General features: G+C 33.5%; 25 protein-coding genes. 8 read left to right on the forward strand and 17 right to left on the reverse strand.

All coding sequences use genetic code 11. From position 1 onward, the window contains the following. Positions 1-7: 7 nt before the first annotated feature. The 16 genes from MKY78_RS06325 to MKY78_RS06400 form a co-directional block, all read right to left on the reverse strand. The gene (locus tag MKY78_RS06325) at positions 8-580 is read right to left on the reverse strand and encodes a hypothetical protein (RefSeq protein ID WP_116354776.1); all 573 of its coding nucleotides are present in this window, start codon (positions 578-580) and stop codon (positions 8-10) included. Continuing rightward, on the reverse strand, positions 577-909 hold the full coding sequence (locus tag MKY78_RS06330) for a hypothetical protein (RefSeq protein WP_339217010.1): 333 nt from the start codon (positions 907-909) through the stop codon (positions 577-579). Before MKY78_RS06330 ends, MKY78_RS06325 begins: the two co-directional genes overlap by 4 nt. Positions 910-1,024: 115 nt before the next feature. Continuing rightward, the gene (locus tag MKY78_RS06335) at positions 1,025-1,498 is read right to left on the reverse strand and encodes a hypothetical protein (protein WP_339217011.1); all 474 of its coding nucleotides are present in this window, start codon (positions 1,496-1,498) and stop codon (positions 1,025-1,027) included. 77 nt (positions 1,499-1,575) lie between these two features. Next, positions 1,576-2,841, reverse strand: a complete 1,266-nt coding sequence (locus tag MKY78_RS06340; protein ID WP_116354773.1) for a hypothetical protein — start codon at positions 2,839-2,841, stop codon at positions 1,576-1,578. 108 nt (positions 2,842-2,949) lie between these two features. Next, positions 2,950-3,831 carry a M23 family metallopeptidase gene (locus MKY78_RS06345; RefSeq protein ID WP_116354772.1) on the reverse strand — a complete coding sequence of 294 codons (882 nt, stop codon included), beginning with the start codon at positions 3,829-3,831 and terminating at the stop codon, positions 2,950-2,952. 31 nt (positions 3,832-3,862) lie between these two features. Beyond that, on the reverse strand, positions 3,863-4,021 hold the full coding sequence (locus tag MKY78_RS06350) for a hypothetical protein (protein WP_339217012.1): 159 nt from the start codon (positions 4,019-4,021) through the stop codon (positions 3,863-3,865). Between the two features lie 16 nt (positions 4,022-4,037). Continuing rightward, on the reverse strand, positions 4,038-4,211 hold the full coding sequence (locus tag MKY78_RS06355; protein ID WP_339217013.1) for a hypothetical protein: 174 nt from the start codon (positions 4,209-4,211) through the stop codon (positions 4,038-4,040). A gap of 30 nt (positions 4,212-4,241) precedes the next feature. After that, the gene (locus tag MKY78_RS06360; RefSeq protein WP_339217014.1) at positions 4,242-4,409 is read right to left on the reverse strand and encodes a hypothetical protein; all 168 of its coding nucleotides are present in this window, start codon (positions 4,407-4,409) and stop codon (positions 4,242-4,244) included. Between the two features lie 78 nt (positions 4,410-4,487). Next, positions 4,488-4,901 (reverse strand): hypothetical protein, encoded by a 414-nt coding sequence (locus MKY78_RS06365; RefSeq protein ID WP_339217015.1) that lies wholly within the window; start codon positions 4,899-4,901, stop codon positions 4,488-4,490. 201 nt (positions 4,902-5,102) lie between these two features. Beyond that, positions 5,103-5,291, reverse strand: coding sequence for a hypothetical protein (locus MKY78_RS06370; protein WP_116354769.1), 189 nt, complete (start codon positions 5,289-5,291; stop codon positions 5,103-5,105). Between the two features lie 4 nt (positions 5,292-5,295). Further along, positions 5,296-5,883: an RNA polymerase sigma factor gene (locus MKY78_RS06375; protein WP_339217016.1), complete on the reverse strand. Its 588-nt coding sequence runs from the start codon at positions 5,881-5,883 to the stop codon at positions 5,296-5,298. A gap of 156 nt (positions 5,884-6,039) precedes the next feature. After that, entirely contained in the window at positions 6,040-6,216 is a 177-nt protein-coding gene (locus MKY78_RS06380; protein WP_339217017.1) for a hypothetical protein, read from the reverse strand. A gap of 26 nt (positions 6,217-6,242) precedes the next feature. Then, positions 6,243-6,599, reverse strand: coding sequence for a hypothetical protein (locus MKY78_RS06385; RefSeq protein WP_339217018.1), 357 nt, complete (start codon positions 6,597-6,599; stop codon positions 6,243-6,245). 53 nt (positions 6,600-6,652) lie between these two features. Next, complete coding sequence (locus MKY78_RS06390) at positions 6,653-6,955, reverse strand: hypothetical protein (RefSeq protein ID WP_116354766.1); 303 nt, start codon at positions 6,953-6,955, stop codon at positions 6,653-6,655. A gap of 53 nt (positions 6,956-7,008) precedes the next feature. Beyond that, positions 7,009-7,329 carry a hypothetical protein gene (locus MKY78_RS06395; RefSeq protein ID WP_116354765.1) on the reverse strand — a complete coding sequence of 107 codons (321 nt, stop codon included), beginning with the start codon at positions 7,327-7,329 and terminating at the stop codon, positions 7,009-7,011. Positions 7,330-7,366: 37 nt separating this feature from the next. Continuing rightward, the gene (locus MKY78_RS06400; RefSeq protein WP_116354764.1) at positions 7,367-7,906 is read right to left on the reverse strand and encodes a hypothetical protein; all 540 of its coding nucleotides are present in this window, start codon (positions 7,904-7,906) and stop codon (positions 7,367-7,369) included. A 534-nt stretch (positions 7,907-8,440) separates the two neighbouring features. Between MKY78_RS06400 and MKY78_RS06405 the strand changes: the two genes are divergently transcribed. From MKY78_RS06405 to MKY78_RS06425, 5 genes are all read left to right on the forward strand, one after another. Beyond that, positions 8,441-8,596, forward strand: coding sequence for a hypothetical protein (locus tag MKY78_RS06405; protein ID WP_339217019.1), 156 nt, complete (start codon positions 8,441-8,443; stop codon positions 8,594-8,596). A 720-nt stretch (positions 8,597-9,316) separates the two neighbouring features. Beyond that, a complete protein-coding gene (locus tag MKY78_RS06410; protein ID WP_339217020.1) occupies positions 9,317-11,077 on the forward strand; it encodes a methyl-accepting chemotaxis protein in 1,761 nt (586 codons plus the stop codon). Between the two features lie 84 nt (positions 11,078-11,161). Then, positions 11,162-11,536: a hypothetical protein gene (locus MKY78_RS06415; RefSeq protein ID WP_339217021.1), complete on the forward strand. Its 375-nt coding sequence runs from the start codon at positions 11,162-11,164 to the stop codon at positions 11,534-11,536. A gap of 300 nt (positions 11,537-11,836) precedes the next feature. Beyond that, positions 11,837-12,559, forward strand: coding sequence for an EAL domain-containing protein (locus MKY78_RS06420; RefSeq protein WP_339217022.1), 723 nt, complete (start codon positions 11,837-11,839; stop codon positions 12,557-12,559). A 75-nt stretch (positions 12,560-12,634) separates the two neighbouring features. Then, positions 12,635-14,302 (forward strand): sensor domain-containing diguanylate cyclase, encoded by a 1,668-nt coding sequence (locus MKY78_RS06425; protein WP_339217023.1) that lies wholly within the window; start codon positions 12,635-12,637, stop codon positions 14,300-14,302. A 596-nt stretch (positions 14,303-14,898) separates the two neighbouring features. On the opposite strand, the gene MKY78_RS06430 is transcribed toward MKY78_RS06425, so the two are convergent. Then, positions 14,899-15,312 (reverse strand): hypothetical protein, encoded by a 414-nt coding sequence (locus MKY78_RS06430; RefSeq protein ID WP_339217024.1) that lies wholly within the window; start codon positions 15,310-15,312, stop codon positions 14,899-14,901. 67 nt (positions 15,313-15,379) lie between these two features. Here MKY78_RS06430 and MKY78_RS06435 point away from each other — a divergent pair, with 67 nt between their 5' ends. From MKY78_RS06435 to MKY78_RS06445, 3 genes are all read left to right on the forward strand, one after another. Continuing rightward, the gene (locus MKY78_RS06435; RefSeq protein WP_339213309.1) at positions 15,380-15,574 is read left to right on the forward strand and encodes a hypothetical protein; all 195 of its coding nucleotides are present in this window, start codon (positions 15,380-15,382) and stop codon (positions 15,572-15,574) included. After that, complete coding sequence (tnpB, locus tag MKY78_RS06440) at positions 15,571-15,924, forward strand: IS66 family insertion sequence element accessory protein TnpB (protein ID WP_251517995.1); 354 nt, start codon at positions 15,571-15,573, stop codon at positions 15,922-15,924. Before MKY78_RS06435 ends, tnpB begins: the two co-directional genes overlap by 4 nt. A gap of 67 nt (positions 15,925-15,991) precedes the next feature. After that, positions 15,992-17,545: an IS66 family transposase gene (locus MKY78_RS06445; protein ID WP_339213305.1), complete on the forward strand. Its 1,554-nt coding sequence runs from the start codon at positions 15,992-15,994 to the stop codon at positions 17,543-17,545. The last annotated feature ends 862 nt before the right edge of the window (positions 17,546-18,407 follow it).

An 18,407-nucleotide genomic window follows, 5' to 3' on the forward strand; every position in this document is an offset into this window, starting at 1 on the left:
ACATCATTTAATCATTTTTTCTATTGATTCCAAGTTTTGTTTCCAATTGAGAATGTGTAATGATCGTTACATGTTCCAGATTAATTTCGGGTATATCCGCTCCTGAAATCTCTTCACCAATGATTGCTATAGTAAAAGGAGAACTTTCAAAAATAGTTTCAACCAACTTTGCATACAGCTCAACAACCTTACTTAGCCAAGGGTTTAACTCTTTTGTAAGAGGATATCTATATGGAAATTTTTCTTCAAGTATAGCTTGTGGAATTGAAATATCTAACCAATCAGACTCACCATGAACCCTAATTATGCTAATCACACAAGGTAACTGATTACTTGCTGTTAGAGTTATGGTTCCATAAAATAAATGAACACTCTCCTCTTCAATATTTATAGGAAGAGGAACAGGAGACGTTTGATAATCACTTTTTTCTACCCACATTCCATTAAAAAAATCACATTGGTATAATGAGTCCAGAGCATCATTTAGCTTTTTATGATCACCTGATGGATGATACTCAATTGAAAGTTCATAAAATCCACCAGTCCATATTTCAGGGTTAATATAGTCTGCATACTTCATTCATTTTTTCTCCTATTTTGATGCGTTGATTTCTTTTGTTCTGTTTCAGGCTCCCATCTAACAAATGCCCATTCGTGTATTGTATTAACAGTTAATGGTGTTGGATGGAAGATGTATTCCTCTTGAACCTCATTAATGTTAGGGAAATCAGATAACACTTCAGTGCAAGCAACACTTAACACTTCCTTTTCATCCTCTGTTGGCTCATAATCGAAAAAAGCCTGCCATAACAGCCGATTATTTGTTAAAATTACTTTTAATCCTCTCAAATTTTCAGGAATTGCACCGATTAAAGCCCGATGTAGGCTTAATACTAATGAGTTGTTCATTGGAAGCCTCCTTCCTCTCACTCAATATTTTCAAACTGTCTTTTATCGTCAGCTCTACAAACATTCCTATCACTTACACAAACACACAAACACTTTACAATGCCCCATATATCTACTACTCTATTATTTCAATTAAGTCAGTGTGAATCTTTACGAAATACGTTTCTAATAATTCTCTCAGTTTTTCATTGAGATGATAGTATTCATTGTCTGCTTTTTCGATAACGCTATAAAATTCCTTTTCGTCAATCTCGTCATTTTCTAAGGCAACGTACAAGTCCGACATTTCTTTTCCATACTTTCTCTCAATCAGTACATACTCATGTGCATCTATTTTATCAAGAACACCGATCAGTTCTTCCAAATAACGAGTGATTCCTACTCCTTCTACATGGTCTGAATTCCATCTTAAAAAACTTTCATGACCTCCACTTTCCATTTCGGAATAGTATTGAAGAACAGTAAATGCTTCATAAGCTACTTTATTTTCTAATTGATAGGCAGATTCAAGTAGCACATCACTAACGGCGTTCCAAATATCATCTTTATTTAATAAGTCTGATCTTTTTAATTTAGGCTTCTTATCCATATTTGGGGGCACCTTTCCATACTTTGTTGCCCAAGACAACAATTCTTTCTGTTAAATACTTATCACTGTCAATCAAGCTACAAATCATCTAACGCTATCACTTCCCCGTTTGATGCATTCACCCCATACTTGCAATCTAATTTCCCGCATAAAACGTATTGTTTTTGTTTAAAGTCATACACATAGTAAGATTTTAACTCAAACAAATCTTTAAGTTTTTCATAGGCTTCTTCTTTTGTGATTGTTACCTTGTCAGGTGCTTGAAAGTCATTAAAGGTCTCCAACATCGGTTTACTATCCATGTAATTTACAACTTGAAAACTTTTTGGATCTATGAAGACCTTTATTTTCCGCTGAAATACACGAACATCCTGAATATTCGCTTTCAATGTAACGTGAATATACCCTTTATCACGATAACAGTGTTTTAATACCCAATTCCCTGATTCACTTGGATATTCCCGCCGTAAAAGGTTTTTAACTGCTATCATACATTTCTCTTGTTCTATCTCTGTAATGGGGAATGAATCAGGAGATGGCTCACATGAAAATGCTTGTTCTGCTGTAAGATCTTCAATCCATTTGATTTCTTTCCGTTCAAACGGTTGATTCATTGGTTCATCCCAATAAATTGTTTGATCGATATTCAAAAAATAATTTTCATCTGCAAAAACCTCAAACGGAATCGTTGTTGTCCCATCATTTGTAACAAAAATCTCTTCCAATGCATATATAGGGTATAATTTTTTCTGTTCATAGGAAGGATATTCAATCAACTTCAATTGTTCCTTTCCCAAATCTTCTAATCGATCAAGAGAAAGAGTATATTTTTCTTTCTTAATCAGCTCTTTTGAAGGAAATTCACCATGCATTGAAAACATAGTGAGCTTCCCTTCTTCGTTAAACTTGATGTCAATATATCCAGGAGGTGAAACGGCAACACCATCAAAACACGACATAAAGTTAAGTTCCCCTTCATCTTCTCTTACCCATTGGAATTGTTCCCCATACGATAATCCTGTTTCACACTCAACCCATTTTATAACGGCTTCCTTATTAAGATTGCTAAATGTAATCCCGTCTTCTGCATAAGGCTTACCTTTTGCAAAAATACGTTCAAATTTAAGACTTTTCAAGTTGATTTCAAAACTTACTGTCCCCTCTGGATTTAGTCCATCATCATCTTGTACAGCATCATTGGGGAACCACTCCATGGACAATGTATAAATTGTCTCATTGAAGATATCTACACTCCGATAAAACTGTTGTTCATGTAAATAATAGTTACTTAGTCCGAACTTTTTCTGCGTAAACTCAACTAATTCTTGTATTCTTAAATCCATTCGCTATGACCTCACTTGCAACTTATTTTGAAACATTCAGATACCGCATCAATAACTATAGCTCTACTATACTTTTAGGAAAATTAGAAAGTTCTTATACTAAATAGATTAATTATATGGTCTAACTACTTCTCCTTGGATTGGTTCAGAACTACCTTCAAGTTGGATACGAATAGATTTACCAGTATAATAATCAAACGAATCCATGACTTGAAAGTGCAAATGAGGCTCTGAGGAATTTCCAGAGTTTCCACATAATCCAATCACTTGCCCCTGTTGTACATGATCTCCAACCTTAACAAGAATCGAGTTTTGTTTTAAATGGGCAAGCATGCTGTATTCATTATTTGGATGTCTAATCACAACACAATTTCCTTCTGGCTGACTTTCATCCATTTCACCTGGCACATTGTCCTTCACACCTTCTATTACTTTTACCACCTCGCCATCAAACGGAGCGACTATTTCTTTATTGAAAGCATAATAGTTTTCATTCTTAGTAGGTGCATCACGATAGGATTGACCATCTTTCATAATGACCAAATCATATGCGTATCTTTGAGTTTCATAAACATAATGGTAATTAATAAATTGATTTGTTCCTCCCCAAAAAACAAACCATTCTTCTTTTATTGGCATGATATAAGTATTCTCAGTGTATCGGTTATCACTTTCTGGATAAGAAACAAATGGAGCAAGAAGCAGACTTTGAATGGTGTAATCTTCATCAAATGCTACACTAATTGCCTTTTCCCTCTCATTGTCTAACCATAAAAATTGCTCAATATGTTTACCTAAACGGTTACTCATTTCTAAGTTATACTGCTTAACTTCAAGATTAAAAGACTCTCCTAACTCTATGAATTGCTCCAATATGACCAACTGTTTAAAATCCTTAGAGGTTTGTTGATATATAGTGGAAAACTCTCCATTCAAAAAACTTTTTCCAAATTCGTCAGGAATAATCCTTTTTTCTTTTCCCTCTTTCATAAATATCACCTCATATCCTATTGTCCTCACTCTATCTAAAACCGTTTTTCATGTTTGCATAAGATTTCGCACTGGTAGATGATATGAATTTTATTTTATATTTACCGCCAATTTCTTGTTTCACCTTTTCCGTTAATACGAATCCCATTTGATTAAATTTATCTTCCAGTTCAATCCCATTAGGAAGCAATTTATCTGAATCCCAATCAATCCATTCTCCATGTTGCCCAAGACAACAATTCCTCTGCTAATCTATCTGAAATCGGAACATCTTCTAAGTCGAGATTGCCACCGCACCTATTACACCAAATTGGATCTGCCCCAACATCTCCTTCTATTTTTAAATCATTTGTTTCTTCACTATCACAACAACAGTTCAAGCGTTTTCACCTCTATTCAATTTAACAACTTTAAAGTTTCCTTATTTTTTCTCCCGACTTAATGATGATATTTACACCTGTTGAACTACCCTGTTCAATATGATTTTCCATATTTGAAACGTCTATATTTGACTCAATTTTCACTGTTTTTCTTTCATTTCCCTTTAGCTTCACCTCATACGGATCATTGTTGTTCATGAGTGAAACCATGAGTACATCATCTTCAAAATAGTATTTTTCATAAAATTCAATGGTGAATTGGACATCATTCCTACTCTAATTTTCAAAAGGAAGTTCACATTCTCCACGCAATGTTGTTTCACCGATCATTTCAAATTGACAGTTGCTCCAATCACGCTCATAAGAAACAGCATAAATACCTGTTGCAAATGTTTTTTGAAACGAACTGGCAATCATCGATGGTGCGAATAAAGCGAGAACAATGGCAACCAAGACAACACGCCCATGATATTTTTCTACCGATTTGGTAAGGAAATACAAACTTGCAATCAATAAAGCTAATGAAGCAATTCCTACATAATGTAATCCATTAACAGATTGAACTGGTATATTCAATACCGATGCGACAGTCTCACCATAAGGACTTTCGTGTGGAAAAGGGAAATTTAGGACAAGAGATGCAATAAAAAGAATAAGAGAAAGATATAACATTTTTTTACTTTTCATCATAAGGAACACATCCTTTTATCCAGAATTAGTTAAAAATTGTTTTCACTATGTATCTACGAAACTTAAATGATTTTGGTATCACATTTTTCAATTATTTTGACTATTTCATTTAACTAAATTTACTCTTTGGGATTTGTGGCAGAATTTTAAAAGGGAAATTCAATAAATAAGGGCATTATCCCAGTGATAATGCCCACGTTTTTAGAAAAAACCTAAACTCAATCCAACGTAAATTAATCCTGAAACAACTGCAAAACCTGAGAAGAATAAAACCTTTTGGAGATTTGACCAGTTCTTCATCCATCCCCATCTTTTTTTATCAACATCGAACCAAAAGAAATCCGCAATAATAGCTAAAACAATTATGATAATCACAATAAAAGAATTCATATTGTTATAACTCCGTTCCTTTTCGATCATAGCTAACTTGATAATCGAAGTATTTTTCCTTTAGCAAACGTCTTCCTCTAAAAAGTCTATTCTTAATGACACCAATATTTTCATTTAAAGTCTCACTAATTTCTTTATAGGAATACTGTTTAAAATAAAAAAGTAAAATCGGTTCCTTGTATTGGTTAGGTAAAGAATTAACTGTGTGGCATAACCATTCCTTCTCAAACTTTTCTATTGCTTCAATTTCTGCCGAGTCAGTATTTGCTACTTTAATTTCTTCGAGATATTCAATTAACATAGGAGATTTTATCGTTTTACTTCGAAAATAATCGATGCATTGATTATAAGTAATTTTATATAACCACGATCTAATAGAAGATCTTTTTTCGAACGAGTCCAACTTTAGAAATATCTTAATGAATACCTCCTGCATAATATCGTCAACTATTATCCAGTCACGAACAATTTTGTAGGCAAAATAGCGTAATTCTTTTTCATATTCATTAATTAACTCTTCTAAGTCTGTTTCACATAAACCGTGAGATGGAACAAGAGTCTTTATGTTCCCTTTTTCTTCTAATACAACCAATGTTCCTCACTCGCTTACCAATTCCCTAATATTTGTTAATATTATGGTAACACAACTTTGGAAATTGAGGGAATCAGATTACCAGTCTATTACATAATTATTACATTAGTGTATCAACTTTGCATAACAGGTCTTTAATCACTGACAATCACTCCCTTAACTATTTGACCTTGTGCGTCTCTTAAATACGAAAAATAAAACAATACCGATGGCTATAACTACTGCACCCCATATATATAACCCATTTCCTTCCTGCTTATCTGTTAAATCAACTTCTTCAATCGGAGGCTGTCCTTCCCCAAGTATCGCCAAATCTTCCTCTGAGGAACCCAATTCATTCGTACGATCGCAAATGATTGTTACAAGCGTTTTTTTCCATACATAGTTGATTCGTAAGCATAGACCAAATACTCTTCCCCTTCTTTAAAGTCATATCCACAGTCTCCACCACCTTGTCCAGTGGTAATGATTATTTGTGATTGCTCTACACCCTTCCAGGTGTTCGTTACTTCAAAGAGGACTGATTTAGTCGTATATCCTTTTAAACTTCGTTTCTCTCGTATATCAATAACTTTCCCACTAAATACGGCTTTTGAACGTTCAAATTCTTCTTCTACACCTGGTAATTCTGCACACGAACAAGCACTTGTTATCGAAGGAAATGAGCCTATAAATATAATACCAATGATTATACAAACGAGAATTGGAATTGCCATTTTCAAATAATCACCTCAATCTCTCTGAATATATCATTTGAACACCGATTTCCTCATTTCTTTAAATACATCAAGAAATAGCTGAGTAAATAGGCAAAGCATGTAACCCCAAATAAAGCAAAAATGCTTGGAGTCATCGTTACATATAAACTGATTGGTAACGACCATATAAAAGCAATTAACAATAATACTTTTTTAGAGATTAAAGAAGAAATAATTGCTAAACAAGCAGGAATACATAGCATGAAAAATGTATTTAAAATGGGTTCAATATCAGTTGTATTTGAATAAGGATTGAAGAAGCTAAAGATAACCCATAAGCAAATTGAAAACGCCCCTGAAATTACTCCCAACATAGCTGACACTTTTGGAATTTCTCACACCCCCTCATAACCTCATTTTTAGGTTTCTATGGAGCAAAAGGTACAAAGTATCGAAACATAAAAGCCGTAAACGCTAAAACTGAAATTGTGCATATGCAAGCTAAATGCAACAGGATATACAGAATTTTACTTTTTCCTTTAACGAAAAATGAATAGATAAAGCCAAATAATGGGTTAAGCATTAAGAAAGGTAAAGAAATTGCAATTGTCGCTTTACCAATCATATGTACAATCCTTGAATCTACTCCTGATAACCTCAATACACACAAGAGTAAAACAGTAACAACTATAGTAGCGATTAGGGAAATTAACGCAACCTTAGACGGCTTTCGGAAAAATTTATTCATGCAATCCTCCTTATTCGTTTCTTTATCGACAGTACTTCTACCAATCCTTATTTTTCGTTAATAGATCAATCATCCTTTGATGGTATTCAGGCTTTTCCTCTTCCGCATCGAAGGTAATTTTCCGATCAACATATTCATCAGACCAAGAAAAGTCTATATTATCTGTCCAACTAACTAAAAATATCTTTTCAATATTTCTTTGCTTAAATAAATCATCCATAATGCTCTGTTTATTACTGTCTTTCGTTACAGAATCAAACGGATAAACAACAGCGAAATTGAAACTGTTAGGAGAACTCCTCCATGTTCGAGGGTTAATGGTGTCAACAAACATTGTGTTACTTCCTAAATTGTATGCAACACCCGTCTTAAAGTTTTTATTAGCCCTAAAGAATGTGCTTAAATTCTGCATTGAGTTGGCTCTAAATAATATTCTGCTCCCTTTGAATAAATCATTTATAGTCCTTAAAACTAAAGGATGTTTCTCATTTTGAAAAGTCCCAGTTAATAAAGCACATTTTTCATCAGACTCAATAAACTCGATAATACTTTCCATAGCCATTTTTCTCGTATTCATACATAAACCTCCATTTTTAATTAGAATTGATCTATACTGTGTGAGCCTCTATAATTACGCCTTGAAGTTACTATCAAATTAACTAATTAAAAATGATAGTCATATTCAACAACTACAGACATCATTAATCAAAACTCATCTAACCTACAGCTAGTAGTGTACCTTCAATATACTGGGACATTATATGTGTTGTAAAAATAAAACAACAAGTTAATAACTATATTCCCCTGCCAAAATGTCCTTCCCCGCCTTCATCTCCCCCTCACTCCCCCCAAACCCTTGTGGCTCTAAGCCTCTTACCTCCTAACTCTTCTTTCCGCCACTCTTCCTTCTGTTATAAAGTTCTTCCCCAAAACACCCAATTTCCCCCTCTTTTTTCTGTTCTGGCTTGTATAGAATATTCTGCCATTGTAACTAAGTTCTTCCCAGAATAGAGAAAAAAAATTGGAGAAAAGAATGGAAAAAATGATGAAATCTTATTGGAAAAACTATTGAAAAAGACCTGAATTATAACTGGAAATCCCTCAGATTGATATGGTTGGTTTAACAACTGGAAAGGGATTGGATACCGCCTTATCCCTTATTGAACAAGGGATTGTAGGGGTATTGGACATAATGAAAAAGACTGAATCACTATTGGATCCAGCCTTAATTTATATTGATATTTGGTTAAAACAAACGTTTGATTGAATATTGAAAAACCATTGAATTGGTATTGGATTATCCCCACTTTTTTTCTCTCGCTCTTTCCTCTAATATACCAACTTAGTTACAGCAGGGAAGAACAAAGTTACATGAGAACCGAGGGAGTTACAGGGGGATAGAAATCTAGCAGATAACGTCAAACGAGTGTATGCAGCAAACTGGGTGTTATCTGGTGTTATTTTCATACAAATCCCGCCTTCAACATATCCTGTTTACAATAAGTGTAACTACTTTGTTGTGTTTAAAACTACCCGTTTGATTAGAATCTTAACAACTGTACTCATAATATTTCGATTTCTACGGATAGTACAAAGGTAATACCCACTCAACGCTTCTATAAAATCGTTATTGATTCTAAATACCTATAAAAAGTTCACAATTAAGTAGGTTAAAAGTATTGGAAATTGTCGGAACTAGTAGTATTATGTATTATAAAATGAATTGAATTATCAAATGACACAGGATTACAGCCCTTTCTTAACATCCAGGCTACAAAATCACAGTAGCCTTAACCTTTTCATAAGGACTTTCTTTTCGCATGGGCTATTTATTTTTTTGGGGAAGATAATGCTTATATTAATCAAGTTTAATAGGTTGAACGGCTATTCATATCTGAATTAGAGAGTCCTTAACACTTATTTTAGTCAGAAAAGGTTTTTAGTTTGTGCATTATCTTCATTTATTGAAAACGGGAGGTTGTTATTGATGAAATTTAGTTTTAAGGCTTTCTTTACTAAAACTATCAAAAGAAAGTTAATAACTGTATCTATCTTACTATTGACTATTCCATTGATTGTCTTAGGTACATTTAGTTATCAAGAAAGTAGTAGTAGTTTAGACGAACTTGGAAAAACAAATTTAAAAAATAGTGTAGAACACACTATTGAATTAATGGAGGTATTAAATGAACAGGTAGAAAATGGAAACCTCTCATTAGAGAAAGCACAAGAGAAAGTCAAAGTTGCTATACTAGGAGAAAAACAAGAAGATGGTACACGTCCAATTAATAACAATTTAGACTTAGGTGAGAATAGTTACTTGTTTGTTAATGGTAGTGATGGACTTTCTATTGCTAATCCAAGTAACGAAGGTGATAACTCTTGGGAACTTGAAGATTCAGAAGGAAATAAATTTGTGCAAGAGTATATTGATAAAGGAATGAACGGTGGGGGATATACATATTATAAATACCCTCTCCCTAATGATGAGAACCAAATAGAAGAAAAGGTTGTTTTCTCTGAATATTTTCCAGAGTGGGATTGGATAGTTAGTGCTGGTACTTATATTTCAGATTTTAATGCACCTGCAAAAGAAATAAAAACGTTAAATTATATCATTATTAGTATAGCCTTACTTGTTGGTATTATCATCATATGGCTATTTGCTAATAATATCGCTAATCCAATTAAAAAAGTAACCGAACAAGTGGTACATATAGCAGATGGCGATTTAACACAAGAGCAACTTGAAATTAAATCGAAAGATGAAGCAGGTCAACTGGCTAAGGCTACGAATGATTTGCAAAGTAAATTAAAATCAATGGTTCAAAACATAGCTAATGCCTCCGAGCAAGTTTCAAGTCAAAGTGAAGAATTAACACAATCTGCAAGTGAAGTAAAAATGGGTACCGACCAAGTTGCTACGACGATGCAAGAGCTGGCTTCTGGTTCAGAAACACAAGCAAATCATGCTAGCGAGCTTTCCTCTTCAATGGCAACATATGTTGAGAGAGTAGAAGAAGCGAATGATAATGGAGAGAAAATTCACGATTCTTCCAATGAAGTTTTGAAATTGACTGGAGATGGCTCTCAATTGATGATACAATCTGTCCAACAAATGACGAACATTGATCAAATAGTCCACGAATCCGTACAAAAAGTACAACAATTAGCTAACCAGTCCAATGAAATCTCAAAATTAATAACTGTAATAAGAGATGTTGCAGATCAAACCAATTTGTTAGCTCTTAATGCAGCTATTGAGGCGGCTAGAGCTGGAGAACACGGAAAAGGATTTGCAGTTGTAGCTGACGAGGTAAGAAAACTTGCTGAACAAACAGCAAATTCTGTTTCAGATATTACTCAAATCGTTGAAAAAATTCAAACGGATACTACTGGGGTTGTTCATTCATTACAAAGTGGTTATACAGAAGTTGAAAAGGGTACTGGTCAAATTAAAACAACAGGAGAAACATTTGAAAAAATTAATGATTCCGTTAAAGAAATGGTTGCTAATATTCAAACGGTTAGTGATAACTTAATCCTAATTAAATCCACAAGTCAAGAAATGAATGCTTCAATACAGGAAATTGCGTCAGTTTCGGAAGAATCAGCAGCAGGTGCAGAACAAATTTCAGCCTCTACACAGCAAACAAGTAGCTCAATGGAAGAAGTTGCAACAAGTTCTGGTGAGCTTGCAAAACTGGCTGAAGAGCTAAATGATTTGGTACAGCATTTTAAACTTTAAAAGAAAGATTATTTTGCAGCTTTTGTTTAGTGTATACAGAAACCTAAGTCTAAAAAAATAACATATCCCAAAGTGGTGAGATAAATGACAATTACAATTGTTAAGAAGCCTTCTATTTTTAGAGATATACTTTTATTAACAATAAAAGAAAATTTCCCCAACCTTTTAATGAAGGTATTTGATACATATTCGCTAGGTCGACTTGTAAAAAATGAAAATATTTCTGATTTAATTATTATAGATATTGATATTGACGTTAATCTGAGCCTTTTAATTCAGTCTTATAAACAATTAAATCGAAAAGTTATTGTTTGGACTAATAGAATAAATGAAAATAACTTAATTGAATTTTTCAAATTAAACTTAGACGGTTATTTTTATAATAGGATGGAAAAAGAAGAATTAGCAAAAGCAATTTATATAGTAATTAATGGGGAAAATATGTATATCCAAAATTGACCCCTATATTATTGATCGAGTATTTACAAATAACCAATTCTATTTAGAGAAGAAAGCCATATGGATTATTAACAAAACGTAAATGGGAAGTTCTTGAACTTATAACGAAAGGTTATAAAAATGAAAAAATCGCAAAAAAATTAGGCTTAACTGAAAAAACTATAAAAAACCATGTAAGTTCTATCTTGAGGAAACTAGAAGTTCAAGATCGTACGAATGCTGTAATAAAATCTTTTAGAAACAAATGGTTTTTTTGAATGAAAGTAAAATCTCTGCATGTACGAAAAATGAGGTGAAGTAATGAAACACGTAGTTGAGGATTCGTTCATCAATGATTTAGAAATTTATCACGATATACAACCTATTATAAATTTAAATAATAATAAAGTTATTGGTTATGAGTTTTTACTTCGATCTAAGAATGTTAAAAGCCCAGAGGCCTTATTTAGTTATGCTATGGAGAAAAATAAATTATATGATTTAGATATCAAGTCTATTTTTAAGGTGATTGGAAGTATTCAAAACCAATCTGCAAAATTGGAGAACATACTTCTATTCATAAATGTGTTTCCATCAACATTGACAGAGGTAAACTTTTATAACTGTTTATTAAATACCTTATCTGTGATAAATATTAAGCCGGAATCAGTTGTTTTAGAGATTAATGAAGCAGAAAAAGGGCTAAATATTTCAGTATTCAAAGAAGCAATAAGTAAGTATAAAAAGCAAGGATTTGTGATTTCACTTGATGATATCGGTAAAGGTGAGTCAACTATAAAAGCAATTATAGAAATTGAACCAAACATTGCAAAGGTTGACAGATACTTTTCTAAAGATTTGGCAAGCTCACCAAAGAAACAGGAAATAATAAAACATCTATTACTATTTTTTGGAAAAGAAACCACAATGGTATTAGAAGGAATTGAGAATATGAAAGATTTGAGTATAGCTAAAAAATTGGGTGTACCTCTAGGTCAAGGATTTTATTTCGGAAAACCTAAACCATTTGATTATTTACTTTAAAATAATTAGTCTATTTAAATGATTGTTATTTAGATAACTATTTTTTAGAAAGATGGATTAGGTGGGAAGAGGTCAATGTATAAAGATCAAATACTGATGGATGGCATTACGGACATGGTTTTTGTTGTTACAGTTAAAAATAAATCGGAATTCATATATTATTTTATAAATCGTGCAGCTATAGATAAAACTGGACTTACTCAAAATATAATTGGAAAGACTATAGGAGAGGTCCATTCAAAAAATACTGCCAAATTTTTATATAAACAATTTGAGAAAGTAGTAGCTAGTGGGGAAAGTATTACGTACGAGGATTCATTTGTAGCCCCATCTGGAGAAAAGTGTTATTTGAAAATTAAGCTAACACCACTCTTTGATGAGCAGAAAAATTGCAAGCAGATTGTAGCCGTTATAAGGGATATTACAAGAGAAAAACTTTCTGAAATAAAAATAAAAGTGGCATGGAAGAAACTTAACGAAAGTAAGCAGCGATACCAGTCTCTTTTTCAAAATAATTCAGATGCAATACTTTTAATAGATCTAAATGGTCGTATATTAGATGGAAATAAGTCAGTTGAGAGCGTTACGGAATATAAAGTAGATGAACTAATTGGGTTATCATTAAATTCTATAATTGTTGAGGAAGATGTTCGTTTTGTAAGTAACCTTCTTTCAATGGCTACCAATGGATTCATAAATAAATCTTATTTAACAATGAAAACTAACACTGGTAATAAAATAGAAGTAACTATTAAAATTATACCAATAATAATTGATAACGGAATTATTGGAGTATACTGTATATTTCGTGACATCACTAGCCTTTTAGAGTCAAGGAAAAAATTAGAAGAAAGTGATAAGCGTTTCAAAATTATTACAGAGCATGCAAACGACTTGATAACACTAGTAAATGAAAAAGGGATAATTATTTATGCCTCGCCATCATATAAAAAAATGTTAGGTTATGATTATAAAGAATACGTAAGAAAATTGTTTCTACATAATATTCATCCAGATGATAAAGATGATTTAAGTAAAACATTCGTACAATCCATTAAAGAAGGTACAAGTTTTACTGTGCAATTCAGGCAATTTAACTATAAAAATGAAATTATATGGTCGGAAGCTAGTGGATCCCCTGTATACGGAGAGCAACAGGGTTTTAAATATATGGTTGTAACTACCCGAGATATTGGGATTCATAAAGAATATGAAATGAAATTGGAATATTTGTCTATGCATGATAGCTTAACAGGTTTGCCTAACCGAAGATTTTTTAATAAACAATTAGAAAAGGCATTAAATGAACTTCGAACAAGCAATAATGGTCTAGCGGTAATTATGATGGACATTGATGATTTTAAACGGATCAATGATACCTTTGGTCACGATATTGGCGATGAAGTGATTGAAGAATTTGGTAAACGAATAAGCAAAGCGATAGGAAAAGATAATATTGTTGCTAGATTAGGTGGGGATGAATTTGTAATTCTTTTACCTAGTATTAGTTCTAGTGGTAGTGTATTATCAATCGCAAAGATAATCCAGTATGAAATGCAAAAAACATGGAATATCAAAGGTCATAATTTAGATGTAACAACTAGCATGGGTATAGCTCTGTCAAATTCAAACGTATCTCCACAATTAATATTAAAAAGTTCTGACACTGCACTTTATGATGCAAAAAACACAGGTAAAAATTCCTTTAAATTACAAGAGGTTAATAAAGTTGTATCTGATTGATTGACTTTAAAAAGTCGCAGGAAGGGATTACCTAAACACTTCAGTGCTCTATATTTTCATACTGTAGTATATATAAGTAATTCTAAAGTCAAAAAATTAGTATGCTCCCTATTTAATTACAAAATTATGTTATTTAATGAGGAGCATAAAATAATCAATAATCAATCATTATCTGAGTCTTTTTCTTGAACTCAATTTAGTCCATAAGTACTTTATAAAATACTCCTCTTCTAGCTTACATATAATATGCCCTTAATTTTAATAATTTGTATAGAATCTTCCGGTAATTCTAAGGAGTCGGTAACCATAATGGAGGAAAGAGATAAAAAGAAAAGAGAGGAAAAACTTAGGAAATGCTATTGGAAAACTATTGAAAAAAGACCTGAAAGATGACTGGAAATCCTTCGGATTGATACAGTTAGGATAACAACTGGAAAGAAATTGGACACCGCCTAAAGCTACTATTGACAAGGGATTGGGGCATATTGAATAAACAAAAAAAGACTGGCCCTACTATTGGTTCCAGCCTGGTTTGGTAATACATTGATTAAAAGTAATTGATTGAAGATTGATAGCTATTAATCCCAAATAGTCCTTTACCAATTAATTTTTTCGAATTCTGATAAAATCCTATTTCTGACACTAATTGCGTTTTCTTTCCTACTTTGCATAGATTGTGATTGGGAAGCTACACTTATATCATCCATTATTGTTAGGAATTCCGGTAATACATTGTCAAGATATAAGTCATAAATATCTTTTACAATTCTATAAACTTGAATATCTTGTAAGTAATCTCCTTGGTATACTGTAAATGAAATGGCATCTATATCATTATAATGTTTAACGTCTATCCAGGTTTCAACATCCCACCCTGATTCTTTTGAACAATCTTCATAAGGAAACGTATTTGCAACAATAATTAAATTATCCTTTAGCATATGTTTGCTGTAATATATATACTCTACATCTGAACCTTCAATGTATTTTCTATGTAAACCCGTAATCAAACAACGCATACAAAAATGAAGCACCTCTTGCTAAGATAGAAATATCAATTGAAGGAGGTGCTTTTCTATGCCACATGAAGAACTAATCATCGTGCCCGTAACACTCCATCCTGAAAAAGAAGAACCTATGTTAGCGACCCCGCCAGTTTCCTCGGCAACTCCTGTTTTTATGATGAAATCAGGCGGCTTTGAACTTTCCTTCTTTAACGGTGTGGATGAGCATATCATTCAAACCGTCATAAGGGAGTTGAGAAATGAATGAGGCAAGATTATACAGACGTCAAGAACATTTATATTGTTTGTGGAAAGACGGATATGAGAAAGGGAATTGACGGACTAGCTACACTAGTTCAAGATAACTTCGAGCTAGATCCCTATGGCGATTCCATCTTCTTATTTTCCGGTTGGAGCAAAGACCGTTATAAATGTTTATATTTTGATGGGGATGGATTCGCCATGCTTTATAAACGTTTAGATAATGGTAAACTTCAGTGGCCTAAAAACGAAAATGAAGTTCGCAATTTATCGCAACAAGAACTTCGTTGGCTCTTGGAAGGGTTAGCTATTCAACAACCAAAAGCAATACAAAAATCTCCAAAAGGTGTTTTTTAACTATTCATTTTTCGTTCGATAGCGTATACTATAGCTATCTTAACAGAACGAAAGGTGGTGAAATTGCATGGTTCAATCTTCTCCTGATCAGAACGATAAATTAATTAAACTTTTAGAGGAACAATTAAAACAATCGAATCGACAGATCGAAGCTTTGACCGAGCAAGTTCGCCACTTAACGAAGCTACTATATGGTTCGAAAACGGAGCAATCGAAATACAATCTACCCGATGGGCAAACGTCGTTATTCGATGATGAGGATGATGACGATTCTTTTAACTATTCTGAGCACACAGAAGAACAAAGCGAACAGAAGATTGCATATACTGTTGAACGTAAAGCAAAAAATAGAAAACGCAATGATTTTCTGGCAGATGACCTCGAAACAGAAGTCATTCATCATCACCCAGAAGATACGACATGCGATTGTTGCCAGCAAGCAATGACAGAAATGGGCAGCACCGTTGTCCGAGAAGAAGCGATGTTTATTCCAGCAACGATGAAGAAAATACAGCATGTAGAACATGCTTATGAATGCAAGAATTGTAAGGGACATTCCTTTCAGAACGCACAAATAAAAAGAGGCCAAGCACCACAGGCTCCTATTCAACGTAGTCTGACAAGTCCTAGCATTCTAGCGAAAGTAATCTATGATAAATTTATCCAGTATCTTCCGCTTTACCGTCAGGTAAAAGAATGGGAGCGTTGTGGCCTACATACGAACGATAAGAATTTGTCTAACTGGGTTATACGAACAGCTCAGGATTGGTTACTTCCCGTGTACCAACGGATGAAGGAAATGATGATGAACAAATCTATTTTACACGTGGATGAAACCTACGGAAAAATTATTCATCGTTCCGACGGGAAACCAGGAAATTCCAATGCCTATAATTGGGTGTACCGTAGCGCTCCTAGCCAAGGCCCCGTTATCATTCTCTTTCAAAGTGCGTTGTCACGTGCGAGATCCGTTCTCCAAGGATTTGTAGAGAACTTTACAGGGACCATTATCTGTGACGGCTATTCTGCATACGATAAACTCCCAGGCGTAACCTTCGCAAATTGTTGGGCACACGTTCGCCGATATTGGTTGAAAGTGAACAGTAAAAACGGGCAGATTGGAGTGAAATTTTGCGACGAGCTTTATCGCCTAGAAAGGGATTTTAAAAAATTATCCCCGAGTAAGCGAAGAAAAAGACGTCAAAAGCTTTCGAAACCAATCGTAGAAGAATTCCTGAAATGGATTGAGGAATCCCCTTTTTACGGCAATAACGCACTTGGAAAAGCAGCCGAATATACACTGAAATTGACAGATGGGCTTCGTGCCTTTCTCTATGATGGTCGCATTGAAATGGATAATAATCCAGCAGAAAATGCGATACGCCCTAGTGTGATCGGTCGAAAAAATTGGATGTTTTCCGTCAGCGAAGCTGGTGCCGAGGCCAATGCGATTTGTTTGAGTATGGCAGAAACAGCGAAAGCTAACGGTGTGGATTTCTATCAATATTTGGTGAAATTACTAACAGAACTACCAAATCTGGATATCCATCGAACGCCAGAAACTTTAAATAAGTACATGCCTTGGGCGAAGGCGATTCAAGCAACATGTGCAAAAAAATAAAATAACCGTAAATCTGTTTAAAACATCTCAGATTCACGGTTATTTGGCGTTTCTGTTTTTAATTTTAGTTGCTTCTATTATAAAATTTCTTAGTTCGGGCTTACTTTTCTATTCAATCCATTAATCAATTTCATTTCTGCATCTCCATCCTGTTTTATTATTTTCTATAATTCCATTTTAAATAGTCAATGATATAAAAGGGTTGCCTGAGAAGTCACAATTAGATCTTTTTGAAGGATGAATACAAAGAGACTAATCCACTGGATTAGCCTTTATAAAGATTATCATATACTTTTATGTTTCTTATTTGAATGGATAATGAAAAGTTTAGAATATCATTTTCTAACCCGAATTTATCTCTGAACTTTACATTCAGATCAAATCATTTCCCTTTCTTCTCTCTATTCCCAGACTTTGGATGAAATATTACAAGTCTAACTAAAATTCTTTTCTCTACTATGTACAACCAAAATAAACTCCTGCTAAATCTCCCCCCTCCAACCCGCATTCCACCGTTCGAGTTAAAATAAAGTTTTGCTACGGAACCCCCATTTTGATGGATTTCCGGTTCAAAAATGACCGTTTTTTCGCTTGTTTTCCACTCGTTTTTTCACCTTTTTTTCGGAGTTGGAATAAAGTTTTGGGAATGGAATAAGGAAAAATTCTAGAAAAGATAGTGGAGAAAAGAGGGATAAAATAAAGAGAAAATATTGAATGAGTATTGATTTATTATTGAATTGGATATTGGATAAACCCAGTAATGACAAGGATTTAGGAACATAACTGTATTGAAAAGCTATTGGAATAGACATAAAAAACTCGGGCTCCTGATGAGGAAAACCCGAGAAATTATTGGATCTAT

The organism is Ornithinibacillus sp. FSL M8-0202 (genome assembly GCF_037975285.1).
GTDB lineage: Bacteria > Bacillota > Bacilli > Bacillales > Amphibacillaceae > Ornithinibacillus > Ornithinibacillus massiliensis.